This window comes from Alphaproteobacteria bacterium (assembly GCA_030740435.1).
Lineage (GTDB): Bacteria > Pseudomonadota > Alphaproteobacteria > UBA2966 > UBA2966.
In genome coordinates, this window is the sequence record JASLXG010000135.1 from 1 (window position 1) to 14,761 (window position 14,761).

General features: G+C 65.8%; 11 protein-coding genes. 1 reads left to right on the top strand and 10 read right to left on the bottom strand.

Features of this window, described 5'->3' with window-relative positions; all coding sequences use genetic code 11:
• Positions 1–262 precede the first annotated feature (262 nt).
• The 7 genes from lpdA to QGG75_13980 all read right to left on the bottom strand — a co-directional run bounded on the left by lpdA (position 263) and on the right by QGG75_13980 (position 9,590).
• Complete coding sequence (gene lpdA / locus QGG75_13950) at positions 263–1,666, bottom strand: dihydrolipoyl dehydrogenase (GenBank protein ID MDP6068335.1); 1,404 nt, start codon at positions 1,664–1,666, stop codon at positions 263–265.
• A gap of 17 nt (positions 1,667–1,683) precedes the next feature.
• The gene (odhB, locus tag QGG75_13955; GenBank protein ID MDP6068336.1) at positions 1,684–2,913 is read right to left on the bottom strand and encodes a 2-oxoglutarate dehydrogenase complex dihydrolipoyllysine-residue succinyltransferase; all 1,230 of its coding nucleotides are present in this window, start codon (positions 2,911–2,913) and stop codon (positions 1,684–1,686) included.
• Complete coding sequence (locus tag QGG75_13960) at positions 2,913–5,774, bottom strand: 2-oxoglutarate dehydrogenase E1 component (protein MDP6068337.1); 2,862 nt, start codon at positions 5,772–5,774, stop codon at positions 2,913–2,915. The genes odhB and QGG75_13960 overlap by 1 nt, the downstream gene beginning before the upstream one ends.
• Positions 5,775–5,814: 40 nt before the next feature.
• Complete coding sequence (gene sucD, locus QGG75_13965; GenBank protein ID MDP6068338.1) at positions 5,815–6,684, bottom strand: succinate--CoA ligase subunit alpha; 870 nt, start codon at positions 6,682–6,684, stop codon at positions 5,815–5,817.
• A complete protein-coding gene (sucC, locus tag QGG75_13970; GenBank protein ID MDP6068339.1) occupies positions 6,684–7,853 on the bottom strand; it encodes an ADP-forming succinate--CoA ligase subunit beta in 1,170 nt (389 codons plus the stop codon). Before sucC ends, sucD begins: the two co-directional genes overlap by 1 nt.
• A 29-nt stretch (positions 7,854–7,882) precedes the next feature.
• Positions 7,883–8,911, bottom strand: coding sequence for a malate dehydrogenase (gene mdh / locus QGG75_13975; GenBank protein ID MDP6068340.1), 1,029 nt, complete (start codon positions 8,909–8,911; stop codon positions 7,883–7,885).
• Between the two features lie 127 nt (positions 8,912–9,038).
• Entirely contained in the window at positions 9,039–9,590 is a 552-nt protein-coding gene (locus QGG75_13980) for a copper chaperone PCu(A)C (protein MDP6068341.1), read from the bottom strand.
• A gap of 109 nt (positions 9,591–9,699) precedes the next feature.
• Between QGG75_13980 and htpG the strand changes: the two genes are divergently transcribed.
• Complete coding sequence (gene htpG, locus QGG75_13985) at positions 9,700–11,586, top strand: molecular chaperone HtpG (protein ID MDP6068342.1); 1,887 nt, start codon at positions 9,700–9,702, stop codon at positions 11,584–11,586.
• Here htpG and QGG75_13990 read toward each other — a convergent pair.
• From QGG75_13990 to QGG75_14000, 3 genes are all read right to left on the bottom strand, one after another.
• Positions 11,583–12,254 (bottom strand): nitroreductase, encoded by a 672-nt coding sequence (locus QGG75_13990; GenBank protein ID MDP6068343.1) that lies wholly within the window; start codon positions 12,252–12,254, stop codon positions 11,583–11,585. The genes htpG and QGG75_13990 overlap by 4 nt on opposite strands.
• A 78-nt stretch (positions 12,255–12,332) precedes the next feature.
• Positions 12,333–13,025 (bottom strand): DUF1223 domain-containing protein, encoded by a 693-nt coding sequence (locus tag QGG75_13995; GenBank protein ID MDP6068344.1) that lies wholly within the window; start codon positions 13,023–13,025, stop codon positions 12,333–12,335.
• Between the two features lie 114 nt (positions 13,026–13,139).
• Positions 13,140–14,756, bottom strand: coding sequence for a GMC family oxidoreductase N-terminal domain-containing protein (locus QGG75_14000; protein ID MDP6068345.1), 1,617 nt, complete (start codon positions 14,754–14,756; stop codon positions 13,140–13,142).
• Positions 14,757–14,761 lie beyond the last annotated feature (5 nt).

The following is a 14,761-nucleotide window of genomic DNA, read 5'->3' on the forward strand; positions in this document are numbered from 1 at the left end:
ACGAAACGTCCAATCCGGCATAGTACTTCATGGCTGCTCTCCTTAACGCTTCTTGTGGCTGGAACATCCAGACCACGTTCCAAAAGCTCGGAGAGTAGCCACCCTCAGCGCCGATTACCCCATCTCTGTGGTCAATTCTCCCTGCTTCAAGTGGCTGGGCACTCGAAGATGTGCGCCTGCATTGGCATCAAGGGGGAGGGGGACACTTTTCTTCACAGGCTCTGCGGCGGAAATGATGGTGCGAGACCTTGCCGACCCCGCCTCAGGCGTGGATCACCCGTCCGCCGGCGTCGAGCGCCGCCTCCTTGAGCGCCTCGGCCAGCGTCGGGTGGGCGTGGCAGATCCGCGCCACGTCCTCGGCCGCGCCGCCAAACGCCATCACCGCCACGGCTTCGTGGATCAGCGTGCCGGCGTCGGGCCCCAGGATGTGGACACCCAGGATGCGGTCCGTCTTGGCATCGGCCAGGACTTTTACAAAGCCGTCGGTCTCGCCGAGACAACGGGCGTAGCCGTTGGCCGAAAAGGCGAATTTTCCCTTGCTGTAGTCGACGCCGGCCTCTTTCAAGGCCTCCTCCGTCTGGCCCACGCCGGCACCCTGGGGCGAGGTGTAGATGACGCCGGGCACCAGATCGTAATCGACGTGGCCGGCCTGGCCGGCCATGGTCTCGACGCAGGCCACGCCGTCCTCCTCGGCCTTGTGGGCCAGCATGGGGCCCCGGACTACGTCGCCGATGGCGAAGACCCCGTCGACGTTGGTGGCAAAGCCGCCATCGATACCGATGAAGCCCTGGGCATCGCGGGCCACGCCCAGCTCGTCCAGGCCCAGGCCGTCGGTGAAGGGCCGGCGGCCGACCGATACCAGCACCACGTCGCAGTCGATTTTTTCTGCGTCGCCGCCTTTTACCGGCTCCAGGCTCAGCGTGACTTTGTTTTTCAAAGCCTTGGCGGCCGTCACCTTGGCGCCCAGCTTGAAGGTCATGCCCTGTTTCTTGAGGCTGCGCTGCAGCGTCTTGGCTATCTCCAGATCCAAGGGCGGCGTGATGCGGTCGAGGAACTCGACGACGGTCACCTGCGAGCCCAGCCGGCGCCAAACCGAGCCCAGTTCCAGGCCGATGAAGCCGGCCCCGATGACCACCAGGCGTTTCGGTACTTTTTTCAGTGCCAGCGCGCCGGTCGAGGAAACGATCTGCTTTTCGTCGACCTCGACGCCGGCCAGCGGCGAGACATCGGAGCCCGTGGCGATGATTATTTTCCCGGCGGCCAGCGTCTGTTCGCTTTTGCCGCTTTTGACCGCCACTTTGCCCGGCGCCGCGATACGCGCCGTGCCCTCGATGTGCGCCACCTTGTTTTTCTTGAAAAGGTAGGCCACGCCCGCGGTGAGGTCGCCGACGATCTTTTCCTTGCGCCCCATCAGTGCCTTGAGGTCGAGGCTGACTTGGGCCTTGATGCCGTGGTCGGCAAAACCGTGGCTGGCCTCGGCGAACAACTCCGACGAGCGCAACAAGGCCTTCGAGGGGATGCAGCCGACATTCAGGCAGGTGCCGCCAAGGGCTGCGCGCTTTTCCACGCAGGCCACCGTCATGCCGAGTTGGGCGGCACGGATGGCGGCCACGTAGCCGCCCGGGCCGCCGCCGATGACCACCAGGTCGTAGGAATTCTCGCTCATGCTTGCGCCCCGCCCCACTAGAGATCGAGCAAAATTCGTTGCGGATCCTCGATGCACTCCTTGACCCGGACCAGGAAGGTCACGGCCTCGCGGCCGTCGACGATGCGGTGGTCGTAGCTCAGCGCCAGGTACATCATGGGCCGCACCTCGACGGCATCACCCACCGCCATGGGCCGGGGCTGGATCTTGTGCATGCCCAGGATGCCGGACTGCGGCGGGTTGAGGATGGGCGTCGACAGCAGCGAGCCGTAGACGCCGCCGTTGGTGATGGTGAAGGTGCCGCCCGACATCTCATCCAAGGTGAGTTTGCCATCGCGGGCGCGGCGGCCGAGTTCGCCGATTTCGGTCTCGACGTCTGCAAAACTCTTTTCGTCGGCATCGCGCAGCACCGGCACCACCAGGCCCTGAGGCGTGCCCACGGCGACACCGATGTCGTAGTAGTTCTTGTAGACCAGGTCGTCGCCCTCGATCTCGGCGTTGACGGCCGGGATCTCTTGCAGCGCCACGACGCAGGCCTTGAGGAAAAAGGACATGAAGCCCAGCCGCACGCCGTGGCGTTTTTCGAAGTCGTCGCGGTAGTCGCGCCTGAGCGCCATCACCGCCGACATGTCGGCCTCGTTGAAGGTGGTCAGCATGGCGGCCGTGTTCTGGGCCGCCTTGAGGCGTTCGGCGATGGTGCGCCTGAGCCGCGTCATGCGCACCCGTTCCTCGCGCTCGGCCCGGGGCCGGGGGCCTGAGGGCGCGGCCGGCGCGGCCGGCGTGGCCGGCGCAGGAGCCGCCGCCTTGGCCTCGATGAACTGCAGCACGTCGCCCTTGGTCAAGCGCCCGCCCTTGCCCGTGCCGCTGATGGCGGCGGGATCCAGGGAATGTTCCTCGACCAGCTTGCGCACGGCCGGCGACAAAGGTGGCGCGGCCACTGGCTCAGCCACTGGGGCGGCCGCCTCGGCGGCGGGCGGGTCTGGTTTGACGACTTCGGGTTGCGCCGCCGCCGGCGCCACCGCCGCCACCTCGCCCTCGGCGATGACGCCCAACAGCGCCCCCACCTCGACCGTGGCATCGACCTCGGCGGCTATCTCGGCCAGGCTTCCCGAGGCCGTGGCATAGACCTCGAGCGAGACCTTGTCGGTCTCCAGCTCCAACAGCGGCTCGTCGGCGACGACGCTGTCGCCCACCGCCTTGAACCACTTCGCCACCGTCGCCTCGGTTATCGATTCGCCGAGGCTGGGAACCCTTATTTCCGTTGCCATTACCCGCCTTCCCGTTTGCCTCGGAGCACCAGCGCCGCCTCGACGAGGTTTTGCTGCTGTTTGTTGTGGAGCTTGATGGTACCCGGTGCCGGGGCCGACATCTCGGGCCGGCCGGCATAGCTCGGGCGGCCGGCTTTGTGCCCGATGCCGGCCAATACCGCCTCGATGCGCCGATCGACGAAGTTCCAGGCCCCCATGTTCTCCGGCTCTTCCTGGCACCATACTATGTCGGCCTTGGGAAAGCGTGCCAGTTCCTTGGTCAGGGCCTTGGCCGGGAAAGGATAGAGTTGCTCCAGGCGCAGCATGTAGACATCGTCGATGCCCAGCTTCTCGCGTTCGGCAAAAAGGTCGTAATAGACCTTGCCGGAACAGAGCACGACGCGGCGGATTTTGGCGTCCGACTTGAGATCCGAACTCCCGTCCCAGAGCACCTGGTGGAACGAGCTTCCCAGGGCGAAATCCGAGAGCGGCGAAATCGCCTGGCGATGCCGGAGCAGCGACTTCGGCGTCATCAAGATCAGCGGCTTGCGGAAATCGCGGTGGATCTGACGCCTCAGGATATGGAAGTAGCTGGCCGGCGTGGTGCAGTTGGCCACCTGCATGTTGTCTTCGGCACAGATCTGCAAATAGCGCTCGAGGCGGGCCGAGGAGTGCTCCGGCCCCTGGCCCTCCTGGCCGTGGGGCAGCAGCATGACCAGGCCCGACATGCGCAGCCACTTGGTCTCGCCCGAGGCCAGGAACTGGTCGATGATGACCTGGGCGCCGTTGGCGAAATCGCCGAACTGGGCCTCCCACAGCACCAGGGCCCGGGGCTCGGCCAGGGTGAAGCCGTATTCGAAGCCCAGCACGGCGGCCTCGGAGAGCATGCTGTCGATGACCTCGAACTTGGCCTGGCGCGGGGCGATATTGTTGAGGGGGATGTATTTCTGCTCGTTGGTCTGGTCGGTCAGCACGGCGTGGCGCTGGGAAAACGTGCCGCGGCCCGAGTCCTGGCCGCTGAGCCGCACCGGCACGCCCTCGAGTAAAAGGTTGCCAAAGGCCAGCGCCTCGCCGGTGGCCCAATCGATGCCGCCGCCGGCCTCCAGGTTCTGGCGCTTGGTTTTCAACAGTCGCTCGACCGTGCGGTGCAGGTTGAAATCCTCGGGCACCCGGGTCAGGGCCCGGCCGACGGTTTCCAGGGCCAGCTTGCCGGCCTCGGTGCGGCCCCGGCGGTCCTCGCCGTGGGCCACCGTGAAATCGGACCAGCGGCCCTCCAGCCAGTCGGCCTTGTTGGGCTTGTAGCCCTTGGCGGCTTCGAATTCGAGCTGCAGGTGGTCGTGGTGTTCCTTGACCATGGCCTCGGACTGGACCTCGGCAAAGCTGCCCTCCTCGGCCAGGCGGCGGGCGTAAAGCTGGCGCGAGCTCGGGTGCTGGGCGATCTTGCGGTACATGATGGGCTGGGTGAAGGCCGGCTCGTCGCCCTCGTTGTGGCCGTGGCGGCGGTAGCAGAACATGTCGACGACCACGTCCTGGCCGAATTCCTGGCGGAACTCGGTGGCCATGCGGGCCACGTGGACCACCGATTCGGGATCGTCGCCGTTGACGTGCAGGATCGGCGCCTGGACCATCTTGGCCACGTCCGAGGGATAGGGGGAGGATCGCGAATAAATCGGCGCCGTGGTGAAGCCGATCTGGTTGTTGACGATGATGTGGATGGTGCCGCCGGTACGGTAGCCGTGCAACTGCGACATGCCAAAGCATTCGGCCACCAGCCCCTGGCCAGCAAAGGCGGCATCGCCGTGCATCAGCACCGCCAGCACCTGGCGCCGCTCATCATCCCCCAGTTGCCCCTGCTTGGCCCGGCTCCGGCCCAGCACCACCGGATTGACGGCTTCCAGGTGCGAGGGGTTGGGCAACAGCGAGAGGTGGATGGCCTGGCCGTCGGTTTCGCGATCGGACGAGGTGCCGAGGTGGTATTTTACGTCGCCCGAGCCCTGCACGTCGTCGGGGTTGGCCGGCATGCCCTCGAATTCCGAGAACATGGCGGTATGGGCCTTGTGCATGATGTTGGCCAGCACATTGAGCCGGCCGCGGTGGGGCATGCCCAGGCCGATCTCCACCACGCCGAGTTGCGAGGCCCGGCGGATGATGGCCTCCAGCGCCGGGATCAGCGATTCGCTGCCATCGAGACCAAAGCGTTTGGTGCCCGGGTACTTGAGATGGAGGAAGCGCTCGAAGCCCTCGGACTCGGTCAACTGGCGCAGGATCTTGAGCTTGCCTTCGCCGGTGAAGTTGGCGTGGTACTCCTGGTTCTCGATGCGCATCTGGATCCAGGACTTCTGGTCGGGATCCTGGATGTGCATGAATTCGTAGCCGATGGTGCCGCAGTAGGTAAGGCGCAGGATCTCGATGATTTCCCGCAGCGTCGCCGTTTCCAGGCCCAGCACGTGGTCGATGAAGATGGGCCGGTCGAGGTCGGCTTCCGTGAAGCCATAGTTCTGAAAGTCCAGTTCGGGATGGTATTCGCGGGCCTCCAGCCCCAAGGGATCGAGATCGGCGATCAGATGGCCGCGCACGCGGTAGACACGGATCATCATCAGCGCCCGGATGGAATCGAGCGTCGCCGCCCGGCCTTCGAGGCCGCTGGCCGCCGCCCGGGCCGGTAACTCGCCGTCTTCGATGGCAAACAGCCCGCGCCGGCCCCAGCTCGGGCCGCGGGCCGCGGCCTCGACGGCCTCGGCCTCGTCGCCAAGTTCGGCGAAGAACTGCTGCCAGCCGAAGTCGACGGCCTGGGGGTTTTCCTTGAAGCGGGCGTGCAGGTTCTCGATGAAGGCGCCGCTGGCGCCCGAGAGAAACGAGACCTTGTCCAAGCCGTTCGCCATCGTCATCCCCCCCTCGCTTGAGACCCAGCGGCCCCCCGGCCTACATCATATCGGCCAGCGTGGTGCCGATGCTGGCCGGCGAATCGGCGACGGCGATGCCGGCGCCGCGCAGTGCCTCGATCTTGTCCTCGGCACCGCCCTTGCCACCCGAGATGATGGCGCCGGCATGGCCCATGCGCTTGCCCGGCGGTGCGGTGCGTCCGGCGATGAAGCTGACCGTCGGTTTCTTGGTCTTGTTGGCCTTGATGAACTCGGCCGCCTCTTCTTCGGCGCTGCCGCCGATCTCGCCGATCATGACGATGGCCTCGGTCTCGTCGTCGGCCAGGAACATCTCCAGGCAGTCGACGAAGTTGGTGCCATTGATGGGATCGCCACCGATGCCGATGCAGGTGGTCTGGCCCAGCCCCACGGCCGTGGTCTGGCCCACCGCCTCGTAGGTCAGCGTGCCCGAACGCGAGACGATGCCGACCCGACCGCGTTGGTGAATGTGGCCCGGCATGATGCCGATCTTGCACTCGCCCGGCGTGATGACGCCCGGGCAATTGGGACCGACCAGGCGGGACGCGGATCCCGCCAGGGCCCTTTTCACCCGCACCATGTCCTGCACCGGCACGCCTTCGGTGATGGTCACCACCAGCTCGAGGCCGGCGTCGATGGCCTCGAGGATGGCGTCGGCGGCGAAGGGCGGCGGCACATAAATAACGCTTGCCGTGGCCCCGGTGGCCGTCACCGCCTCGGCCACGGTATCGAAGACCGGCAGCTCCAGGTGGTTCGAGCCGCCCTTGCCCGGCGTCACGCCGCCGACCATGTTGGTGCCGTAGGCGATGGCCTGTTCGGAATGGAAGGTGCCCTGGGCGCCGGTGAAGCCCTGGCAGATGACACGGGTGTCGCTGTTGACCATGACCGCCATTACTTGGCCTCCTTGACCGCTTTGACCACCTTTTCGGCGGCGTCGCCGAGATCGTCACCGGACAGGATGGGCAGGCCTGAATCAGCCAGTATCTGCTTGCCCAGATCGACGTTGGTGCCTTCCAGGCGGACCACCAGGGGCACGCCGATGCTAACCTCCTTGGCCGCCGCCACGATGCCCTCGGCAATCACGTCGCAACGCATGATGCCGCCGAAGATGTTCACCAGAATTCCTTCGACGTTGGGGTCGGAAAGAATGATCTTGAAGGCTTCGGTGACGCGGTCGCGGTCGGCGCCGCCGCCGACGTCGAGAAAGTTGGCCGGCGACCCGCCATAGAGCTTGATGATGTCCATGGTGGCCATGGCCAGGCCGGCCCCGTTGACCATGCAGCCGATGGAGCCGTCGAGCTTGATGTAGCTGAGCTCGTGTTCGGCGGCCTCGAGCTCGGCCGGGTCCTCTTCGCTCTCGTCGCGCAAGTCAGCGATGTCGGGCCGGCGGTAAAGCGCGTTGTCGTCGAAGTTCATCTTGGCATCCAGCGCCATCACCTCGCCCGCCTTGGTGACCACCAGCGGGTTGATCTCGATGAGGCTGGCATCGGTCTCGCTGAAGGCGCTGTAGAGCGCCATCAGGAACTTGACCGCGGCGCCCACCTGCTTGCCCTCGAGCTCCAGGCCGAAGGCGATGCGCCGCGCGTGAAAGGCCTGCAGCCCGGTGGCCGGATCGATGGAGACGAACTGGATCTTCTCGGGCGTCTTGGCCGCCACCTCCTCGATGTCCATGCCGCCCTCGGTCGAGGCCATGATGGTCACCCGGCTGGTGCCGCGGTCGATCAGCATGCTGAGGTAGAGCTCGCGGGCGATGTCGCAGCCCTGCTCGATATAGACGCGCTTGACCTCCTTGCCTGCCGGGCCGGTTTGGTGCGTGACCAGGGTCATGCCCAGGATGTCGTGGGCCGCCTGCGTGGCCTCGTCGAGCGACTTGACGACCTTGACGCCGCCGCCCTTGCCGCGGCCGCCGGCGTGGATCTGGGCCTTGACCACCCAGACCGGGCCGCCCAGTTCCTCGGCCGCCGCCCGGGCCTCGTCGACGGTGAAGGCCACCCGGCCCTCGGGCACGACGACGCCGTATTTGGCGAACAGCTCCTTGGCCTGGTGTTCGTGAATGTTCATGGCTTCCCCCGGGCGGTCTCGGGCCGCGACTACTTGGGCTTGGACTTCGACTGCTTGGTCTTGCGCCGCGCCGGGCGCTTGGCTTTGGGCCTTTTCTTGACCAGCGAGGGATCGAGGCGCTTGACCACGCGCAGCAGCTCGCGCACGGCGCCAACCGATTTGCCCAGCGCCGCCTTCTCGCTCTTGTTGAGTTCGATTTCGACGACCCTCTCGACGCCGCCGGCACCGATCACCGCCGGCACGCCGACGTAGATGTCCCTGATTCCGTACTGGCCGCTGAGATAGGCGGCGCAGGGCAGCACGCGCTTCTTGTCGCGCAGATAGGATTCGGCCATCTGGATGGCGGCGCTGGCCGGGGCGTAATAGGCCGAGCCGGTTTTCAGCAAGCCGACGATCTCGGCCCCGCCGTCGCGCGTGCGCTGGACGATCTCGTCGAGACGCTGGCGCTTGATCCAACCCATCTTGACGAGATCCGGCAGCGGAATGCCCGAGACCGTCGAATAGCGCGGCAGCGGCACCATGGTATCGCCGTGGCCGCCCAGCACGAAGGCCGTGACGTCCTCCACCGAGACCTGCATCTCGGCCGCCAGGAAGTGGCGAAAGCGTGCCGAATCGAGCACCCCGGCCATACCCACGACACGATTGTGCGGCAAGCCCGAAACCTCGCGCAGCACCCAGACCATGGCATCCAGCGGATTGGTGATACAGATGACGAAGGCGCCGGGGGCGTGACGTTTGATGCCATCGCCCACGGCCCGCATGACACGGGTGTTGATCTCGATCAGGTCGTCGCGGCTCATGCCCGGCTTTCGCGCCACACCGGCCGTGACGATGATGACGTCGGCGCCGCGGATGCCGGCATAGCCCTGGGTGCCGGTAAAGCCGGCGTCGAAACCTTCGACCGGGGCGGACTGGGCGATGTCCAGCGACTTGCCCTGGGGCAGGCCTTTGACGATGTCGAACATGACGACGTCGCCAAGCTCCTTGAGCCCGGCCAGATGGGCCAGTGTGCCGCCGATGTTGCCGCCGCCGATGAGTGCGAGTTTATTACGCGCCATCACGTCCTCCATAAGCTCCGCGCCCCTCCCGGCGCGACGCCATGAGATGAGTTGAACCGCCTTCGAAGTGTTCCGCTACCTAGCGCGAATCGTCAGGCGCCGCAAGGCCGCAGGCGCGGCGGGGCGGTCAGGAATCGGTTTTGCCGCCATGATGTTCCTTGTGGTTCATCTTGTGATGCTTGTCGTGCTCGTGCCCGCCGCCCTTGTGCATGTCATCGTGGTGCTGCCCGCCCATGGCGCCGACGGCCAAGATGGGTACCGTGATTTCGACCCGCCCGGCCTTCTCGAAGGTCAGCACGAGCGCCAACTCGCCGCCCTTTTCCAGCGGTGCCACCAGCTTCATCAGCATCACGTGCAGGCCGCCGGGCCGGAAGACCACAGGGGCGCCGGGCGGCACCTCGACGGCTTTGATTCGCCTCATGCGCATGACGCCCTCTTTCGAAACGTGGGTGTGGAACTGGGCCTTGGCCGCGGCCGGGGTTTCCACCGCCACCAGGCGGTCGGCTTTGCTCCCGAGATTATGCACGGTTATGTAGGCGGCGCCGTTCCGCGCCATCTTGCCGGCCGAGGCCCGGGCCCAGGCGTGCCCCACCATGATCTCGCCGGCCTGCCATTCGGCGGCCAGGGCCGAGGGCGTGATGGCGGCGAGAAGCAACAGGGCATAGACGGCTCGAAACATCGAAATTCTCCTTGGGGCAGTCGGCCCCCCTTGAATTACCCCCGATGGTGAACATATTGTCCGCCAAACCGGCAAAACCAACAGTTCATTTCGCGAGGGCTTGTCCGCCATGGTTCAGGAGACACGCAGTTTCGAGGCCGAAGTCACCAAGCTTCTGCACATCGTCGCCAATTCGCTCTACAGCGACAAGGAAACCTTCCTGCGCGAGTTGATCTCGAATTCCTCCGACGCCTGCGACCGGCTGCGCTATGCCGCCATCACCGATCCCGATCTGTCGGCCGACGACCCCGACCTGCGCATCACCATCAACGTCGACAAGAAAGCCCGCAAGGTCACGGTGTCGGACAACGGCATCGGCATGAACCACGACGAATTGATCGACAACCTGGGCACCATCGCGCGCTCGGGCACCTCGGCCTTCATGAACCACCTGAGCGGCGACGACAACAAGGACGTGGCCCTGATCGGCCAGTTCGGCGTCGGCTTCTATTCCTCGTTCACCGTTTCCGACCACGTCGAGGTGATCAGCCGCAAGGCCGGCGAGGACCAGGCCTGGCGCTGGTCCTCGGACGGCCAGGGCAGCTACGAGGTGGCCGAGGCCGACCGTGCCGGCCGCGGCACCGACGTGGTGCTGACCATCCGTAAGGCGGAGAAGGATTTCGTCGAGGCGGCGCGTCTGCACCACATCATCAAGCGCTTCTCCGACCACATCGCCATTCCCATCCGCTTCGCCGACGGCGTCGCCGACAGCCCGCTGGCGGCGGGCGAGAAATTGAACGAGGCCTCGGCGCTGTGGACACGGCCGAAGAAGGACATAACGGCCGAGCAGTACACCGAGTTCTACCGCCACTCCGCCCACAGCTACGACGAACCCTGGCTCACGCTGCATGCCCGGGCCGAGGGCAAGATCGAATACACGCTCCTGTTGTTCGTGCCTTCGGCCCGGCCCTTCGATCTCTTCAGCGCCGAGCGCCGGCACCGGCTCAAGCTTTACGTCAAGCGGGTCTTCATCACCGATGATCTCGAAGGCCTGTTGCCGCCCTGGCTGCGCTTCGTACAGGGCATCGTCGACGCCGAGGACCTGCCGCTCAACATCAGCCGCGAGGTGCTGCAATCGAGCCCGCTGGTGACGCGCATTTCGAAGGCCCTGGTCAAGCGGGTGCTGAACGAGCTGACCAAGAAGGCCGAGAAGAAGCCCGAGGAATTCGCCAGCTTCTGGGAAAACTTCGGCGCCGTCGTCAAGGAGGGCATTTACGAGGACCCCGACCGGCGCGAGGCGCTGCTCAAGCTGGCCCGCTTCCGCAGCACGCGTTCGGGCGATGGCCTGACCGGGCTTTCCGACTATGTGGCGGGCATGGCCGAGGGCCAGAAGTCGATCTTCTACATCACCGGCGATGATCTCGAAGCGTTGCGCAAGAGTCCGCAGATCGAGGGCTTCGCCGCCCGCGGCGTCGAAGTGCTGCTGCTGACCGACCCGGTCGACGATTTCTGGATCGCCTCGGGCTTCGAATTCGAGGGCCACGCCTTCAAGTCGATCACCCGGGGCGACGCCGAGTTCGACGAGATCAAGGCGCCCGAGGACAAGCCGGACGAAGCCGAGGCCGCCGACGAAGGTGCCATCTCGACCTTGATAGCGCATCTCAAACTGACGCTGGGCGAGGCCGTCAAGGACGTGCGCACCACCGACCGCCTGACCGACAGCCCGGTCTGCCTGGTGGCCGACGACCAGGATATCGACATGCATCTGGCCAGGCTTTTGAAGGCTCAGGGCCAGTCTATTCCCCAAAGCCCGCGGGTGTTGGAGCTCAATCCCCGGCACGATCTGGTGAAGTCCCTGGCCACCGCCTCGACCAAGGATGGCGCCAGCGAATCGCTGGCCGACGCCGCCTTCCTGCTGCTCGACCAGGCCCGCATCATCGAGGGCGAAATCCCCGAAGACCCGGCCGCCTTCTCGCGCCGCCTGGCCGACGTCATGGCGCGGGGAATTGGATCCTAAAAACCGCTGAAAGTAGCGAATTCCTCGAGCGGCGCGCGTTCGGTGGGGAAGTTGTTTTCCGGCGCCCCGGTGTCGGCGTAGCCCAACGACATGCCGCACATGACGATTTCCAACTCGCTCACGCCCACCACCTCACGGGCGATCTTGTGGTAGAGCGCGAAGGCACCCTGGGCACAGGTGTCGAGGCCCTCGGCCCGGGCCAGCAGCATGACGTTCTGGATGAACATGCCGACGTCGAACCATGAGCCCACGCCCATGTCGCGGTCGATGGTGAAGAGCAAGCCGACGGGGGCGCCGAAAAAGGTGTAGTTGCGGCCGAATTGGGCCCACATGGCTTCGCGGTCGCCCTTGGGGATGCCAATGGTGCTGTAGAGCAGTTTGCCCACGGTGCGGCGACGCTGATCGTAGGGTTCGCGCCATTCTTCGGGATAGTCCTGGTATTCGGCGACGTACAAATGATCTTCGACCTCGCGCGCCGCCAGGATGGCCTGGCTGAAACGCTCCTTGGTCTCGCCCGCCACCACGTGCACTTTCCAGGGTTGCAGGTTGCCGCTCGAAGGCGCCCGCACCGCCGCCTCGATAATGCGCTCGACGGTGCCAAGCGGCACCGGTGTGGGCAGGAATGCCCGCACCGAGTGCCGGCTGGTTATTGCTTCGACGACGTCCATTTGACCCAGGCTCCGAACTGTTGTTTCGGGCCCTAATCGAGCGTCTTGCGCCCGGTTTGTCAAATTTGGCTGTTGCCGCTAGCCGCCGAATTCGAGCTTCACCGCCCCCAGGATGGGACCGCCCTCGGCCTCCTGCACGATGACGACGCAGCCGTCGCGGCCATTGGCCTTTGATGCCTTAATATCGGTCTCCAGCTCGGTGGCGCCGCCCTCCCAGTGGCCCAGCCTTTTCAGGCTGCGCACCACGTTGTGGTAGTCGAGGGTGCGGCCACGGTTCTCGCCACGCCGGATGGCCACCTTGTGGCGCCGGTCGTATTCGACCAGCCAGACGATGGCCGGACGCGACACCTGACCGGGCGCGATATTGATCTTGAGGCCGCCCTCGGGCGTGGCCGTCAGCCGTAACTCCGAGGCACTGCCGACGCTCAGGCCGTCGATGGCGGCAAGTACGGCCTGGCGTTGCGATCCCACGACGTGGCTGCGGCCGCTGATCACCATCTGCGGCGTGTAGACGTAGCGCTGGCTGAGCGTGCGGCCGTAGGCGCGCTGGCGGGCCGTGGTGTCGGGCGTGGCGAAGGTGTCCTTCCAGCCGATGTAGTCCCAGTAATCGATGTGGTAGCTGAGCGCGATGATGTCGTCGCGCTGGGCCAGCTCGCCAAGGAAGACATCGGCCGGCGGACAGGAGGAGCAGCCCTGCGAGGTGAAGAGCTCGACCACCGTCGGGGACTGCTGGGCTCGGGCGCCAGACAGACCCAGCCCCGCGACCAACATGAGGGCGGCGAGGAAGAGACCGAGCGGGCGATGCGATGAGCGACAAAACATCACCATGCTGGCTTACGGGAGGCCGGCTTCACAAGCGAATCACTTGTCGGTGAGATATCCGCCCTAACGCCGGTCCTGGCGGATCATCTCGGCCGCCTTTTCGGCGATCATCACCACCGGTGAGTTGGTGTTGCCCGACGTGATGGTGGGCATCACCGAGGCGTCGACCACGCGCAAGCCGGCGATGCCGTGGAGCCTGAGGCGGGCATCGACCACGGCCTGGTCGTCGGCGCCCATCTTGCAGGTGCTGACGGGGTGAAAAATCGTCGTGCCGATGTCACCGGCCGCCCGGGCCAGGTCCTCGTCGTCCTCGATACCGGCACCGGGCAGGTATTCCCGCGGGCCGAAGGGGGCCAGTGCCGGGGCTTGGCAAATGCGCCGCGTAAGCCGGATGGCATCGGCCGCCACCTGGCGGTCGGCTGGCGCCGTAAGGTAGTTGGGCCGGATTTCGGGGGCGGCAAAGGGATCGTTGCTGGCGATGGCGACGCGGCCGCGGCTTTCGGGGCGCAAGTTGCAGACCGAGGCGGTGAAGGCGGGAAAATCGTGCAAGGGGTCGCCGAACTTGTCCAGCGACAGAGGCTGCACATGGAATTCCAGGTTGGGCGTCTCGCGCGAGGGGTCCGACTTGGCAAACAGACCAAGCTGGCTCGGCGACATGGTCAGCGGCCCCCGGCGCAGGAGGAAATACTGCAGGCCCATGCCCAGGCGGCCGAACAGGCTGTTGGCGCTTTGGTTCAGCGTCTTGGTGTTGCTCACCCGGAAGATCAGGCGAAGCTGCAGGTGATCCTGCAAATTGCCGCCGACGCCAGGTAGTTCGTGGCGCGTTTCGATACCGTGTTGGGCCAAAAGCTCGGGCGGCCCGATGCCGGAAAGCTGCAACAATTGCGGCGAGCCGATGGCGCCGCTGGCCAGGATCAACTCGCCGGCCACGCCGGCCACGAAATCGCTTCCGCCGCGCCGGAACCTGAGACCCGTGGCGCGCTTGCCGTCGAGCTCGATGGCGCTGGCCTGGGCGCCGGTCAGCACGTGCAGGTTGGCACGCTGGCGCACCGGGCGCAGAAAGCCCTTGGCCGTGGTCCAGCGCACGCCACGCTTTTGGTTGACCTGGAAGTAGGCGCTGCCCTCGTTGTCACCGCGGTTGAAGTCATCGATCTTGGGAATACCGCTTTCGGCGGCGGCCTCGCGGAAGGCGTCGAGGATCTCCCAGCTCAGGCGCATCTCCTCGACCCGCCACTCGCCGCCGGCGCCGTGGAAGTCGTCGGCGCCGTGGACGTAGTCCTCGGATTTCTTGAAGTATGGCAGCACGTCATCCCAGCCCCAGCCGAGATTGCCGAGCTGGCGCCAGTGGTCGTAGTCCTGGGCCTGGCCGCGCATGTAGATCATGCCATTGATGGCCGAGCAGCCGCCCAGCACCCGGCCGCGGGGATAGTTCAGCGCCCGGCCGTTGAGCCCGGCCTCGGCCACCGTCTTGAAGCACCAGTCGGTGCGCGGATCGTTCTGGGTATAGAGATAACCGATGGGAATGTGGATCCACAGGCGGTTGTCGTGGCCCCCGGCTTCGAGCAGCAGCACCCGCACGCCGGCATCGGCCGAGAGCCGGTTGGCCAGCACGCAGCCGGCCGAGCCGGCACCGACGATGACGTAGTCGTATTCACCGATGCGCTCGACCGCTTCCGGCATAATTT

Excerpts from the sequence above, each read along its gene's own strand:
- lpdA (MDP6068335.1), bottom strand. The coding sequence starts at position 1,666 with ATGAGCGAGAATTCCTACGACCTGGTGGTCATCGGCGGCGGCCCGGGC.
- odhB (MDP6068336.1), bottom strand. The coding sequence starts at position 2,913 with ATGGCAACGGAAATAAGGGTTCCCAGCCTCGGCGAATCGATAACCGAG.
- QGG75_13960 (MDP6068337.1), bottom strand. The coding sequence starts at position 5,774 with ATGGCGAACGGCTTGGACAAGGTCTCGTTTCTCTCGGGCGCCAGCGGC.
- sucD (MDP6068338.1), bottom strand. The coding sequence starts at position 6,684 with ATGGCGGTCATGGTCAACAGCGACACCCGTGTCATCTGCCAGGGCTTC.
- sucC (MDP6068339.1), bottom strand. The coding sequence starts at position 7,853 with ATGAACATTCACGAACACCAGGCCAAGGAGCTGTTCGCCAAATACGGC.
- mdh (MDP6068340.1), bottom strand. The coding sequence starts at position 8,911 with ATGGCGCGTAATAAACTCGCACTCATCGGCGGCGGCAACATCGGCGGC.
- QGG75_13980 (MDP6068341.1), bottom strand. The coding sequence starts at position 9,590 with ATGTTTCGAGCCGTCTATGCCCTGTTGCTTCTCGCCGCCATCACGCCC.
- htpG (MDP6068342.1), top strand. The coding sequence starts at position 9,700 with ATGGTTCAGGAGACACGCAGTTTCGAGGCCGAAGTCACCAAGCTTCTG.
- QGG75_13990 (MDP6068343.1), bottom strand. The coding sequence starts at position 12,254 with ATGGACGTCGTCGAAGCAATAACCAGCCGGCACTCGGTGCGGGCATTC.
- QGG75_13995 (MDP6068344.1), bottom strand. The coding sequence starts at position 13,025 with ATGTTGGTCGCGGGGCTGGGTCTGTCTGGCGCCCGAGCCCAGCAGTCC.
- QGG75_14000 (MDP6068345.1), bottom strand. The coding sequence starts at position 14,756 with ATGCCGGAAGCGGTCGAGCGCATCGGTGAATACGACTACGTCATCGTC.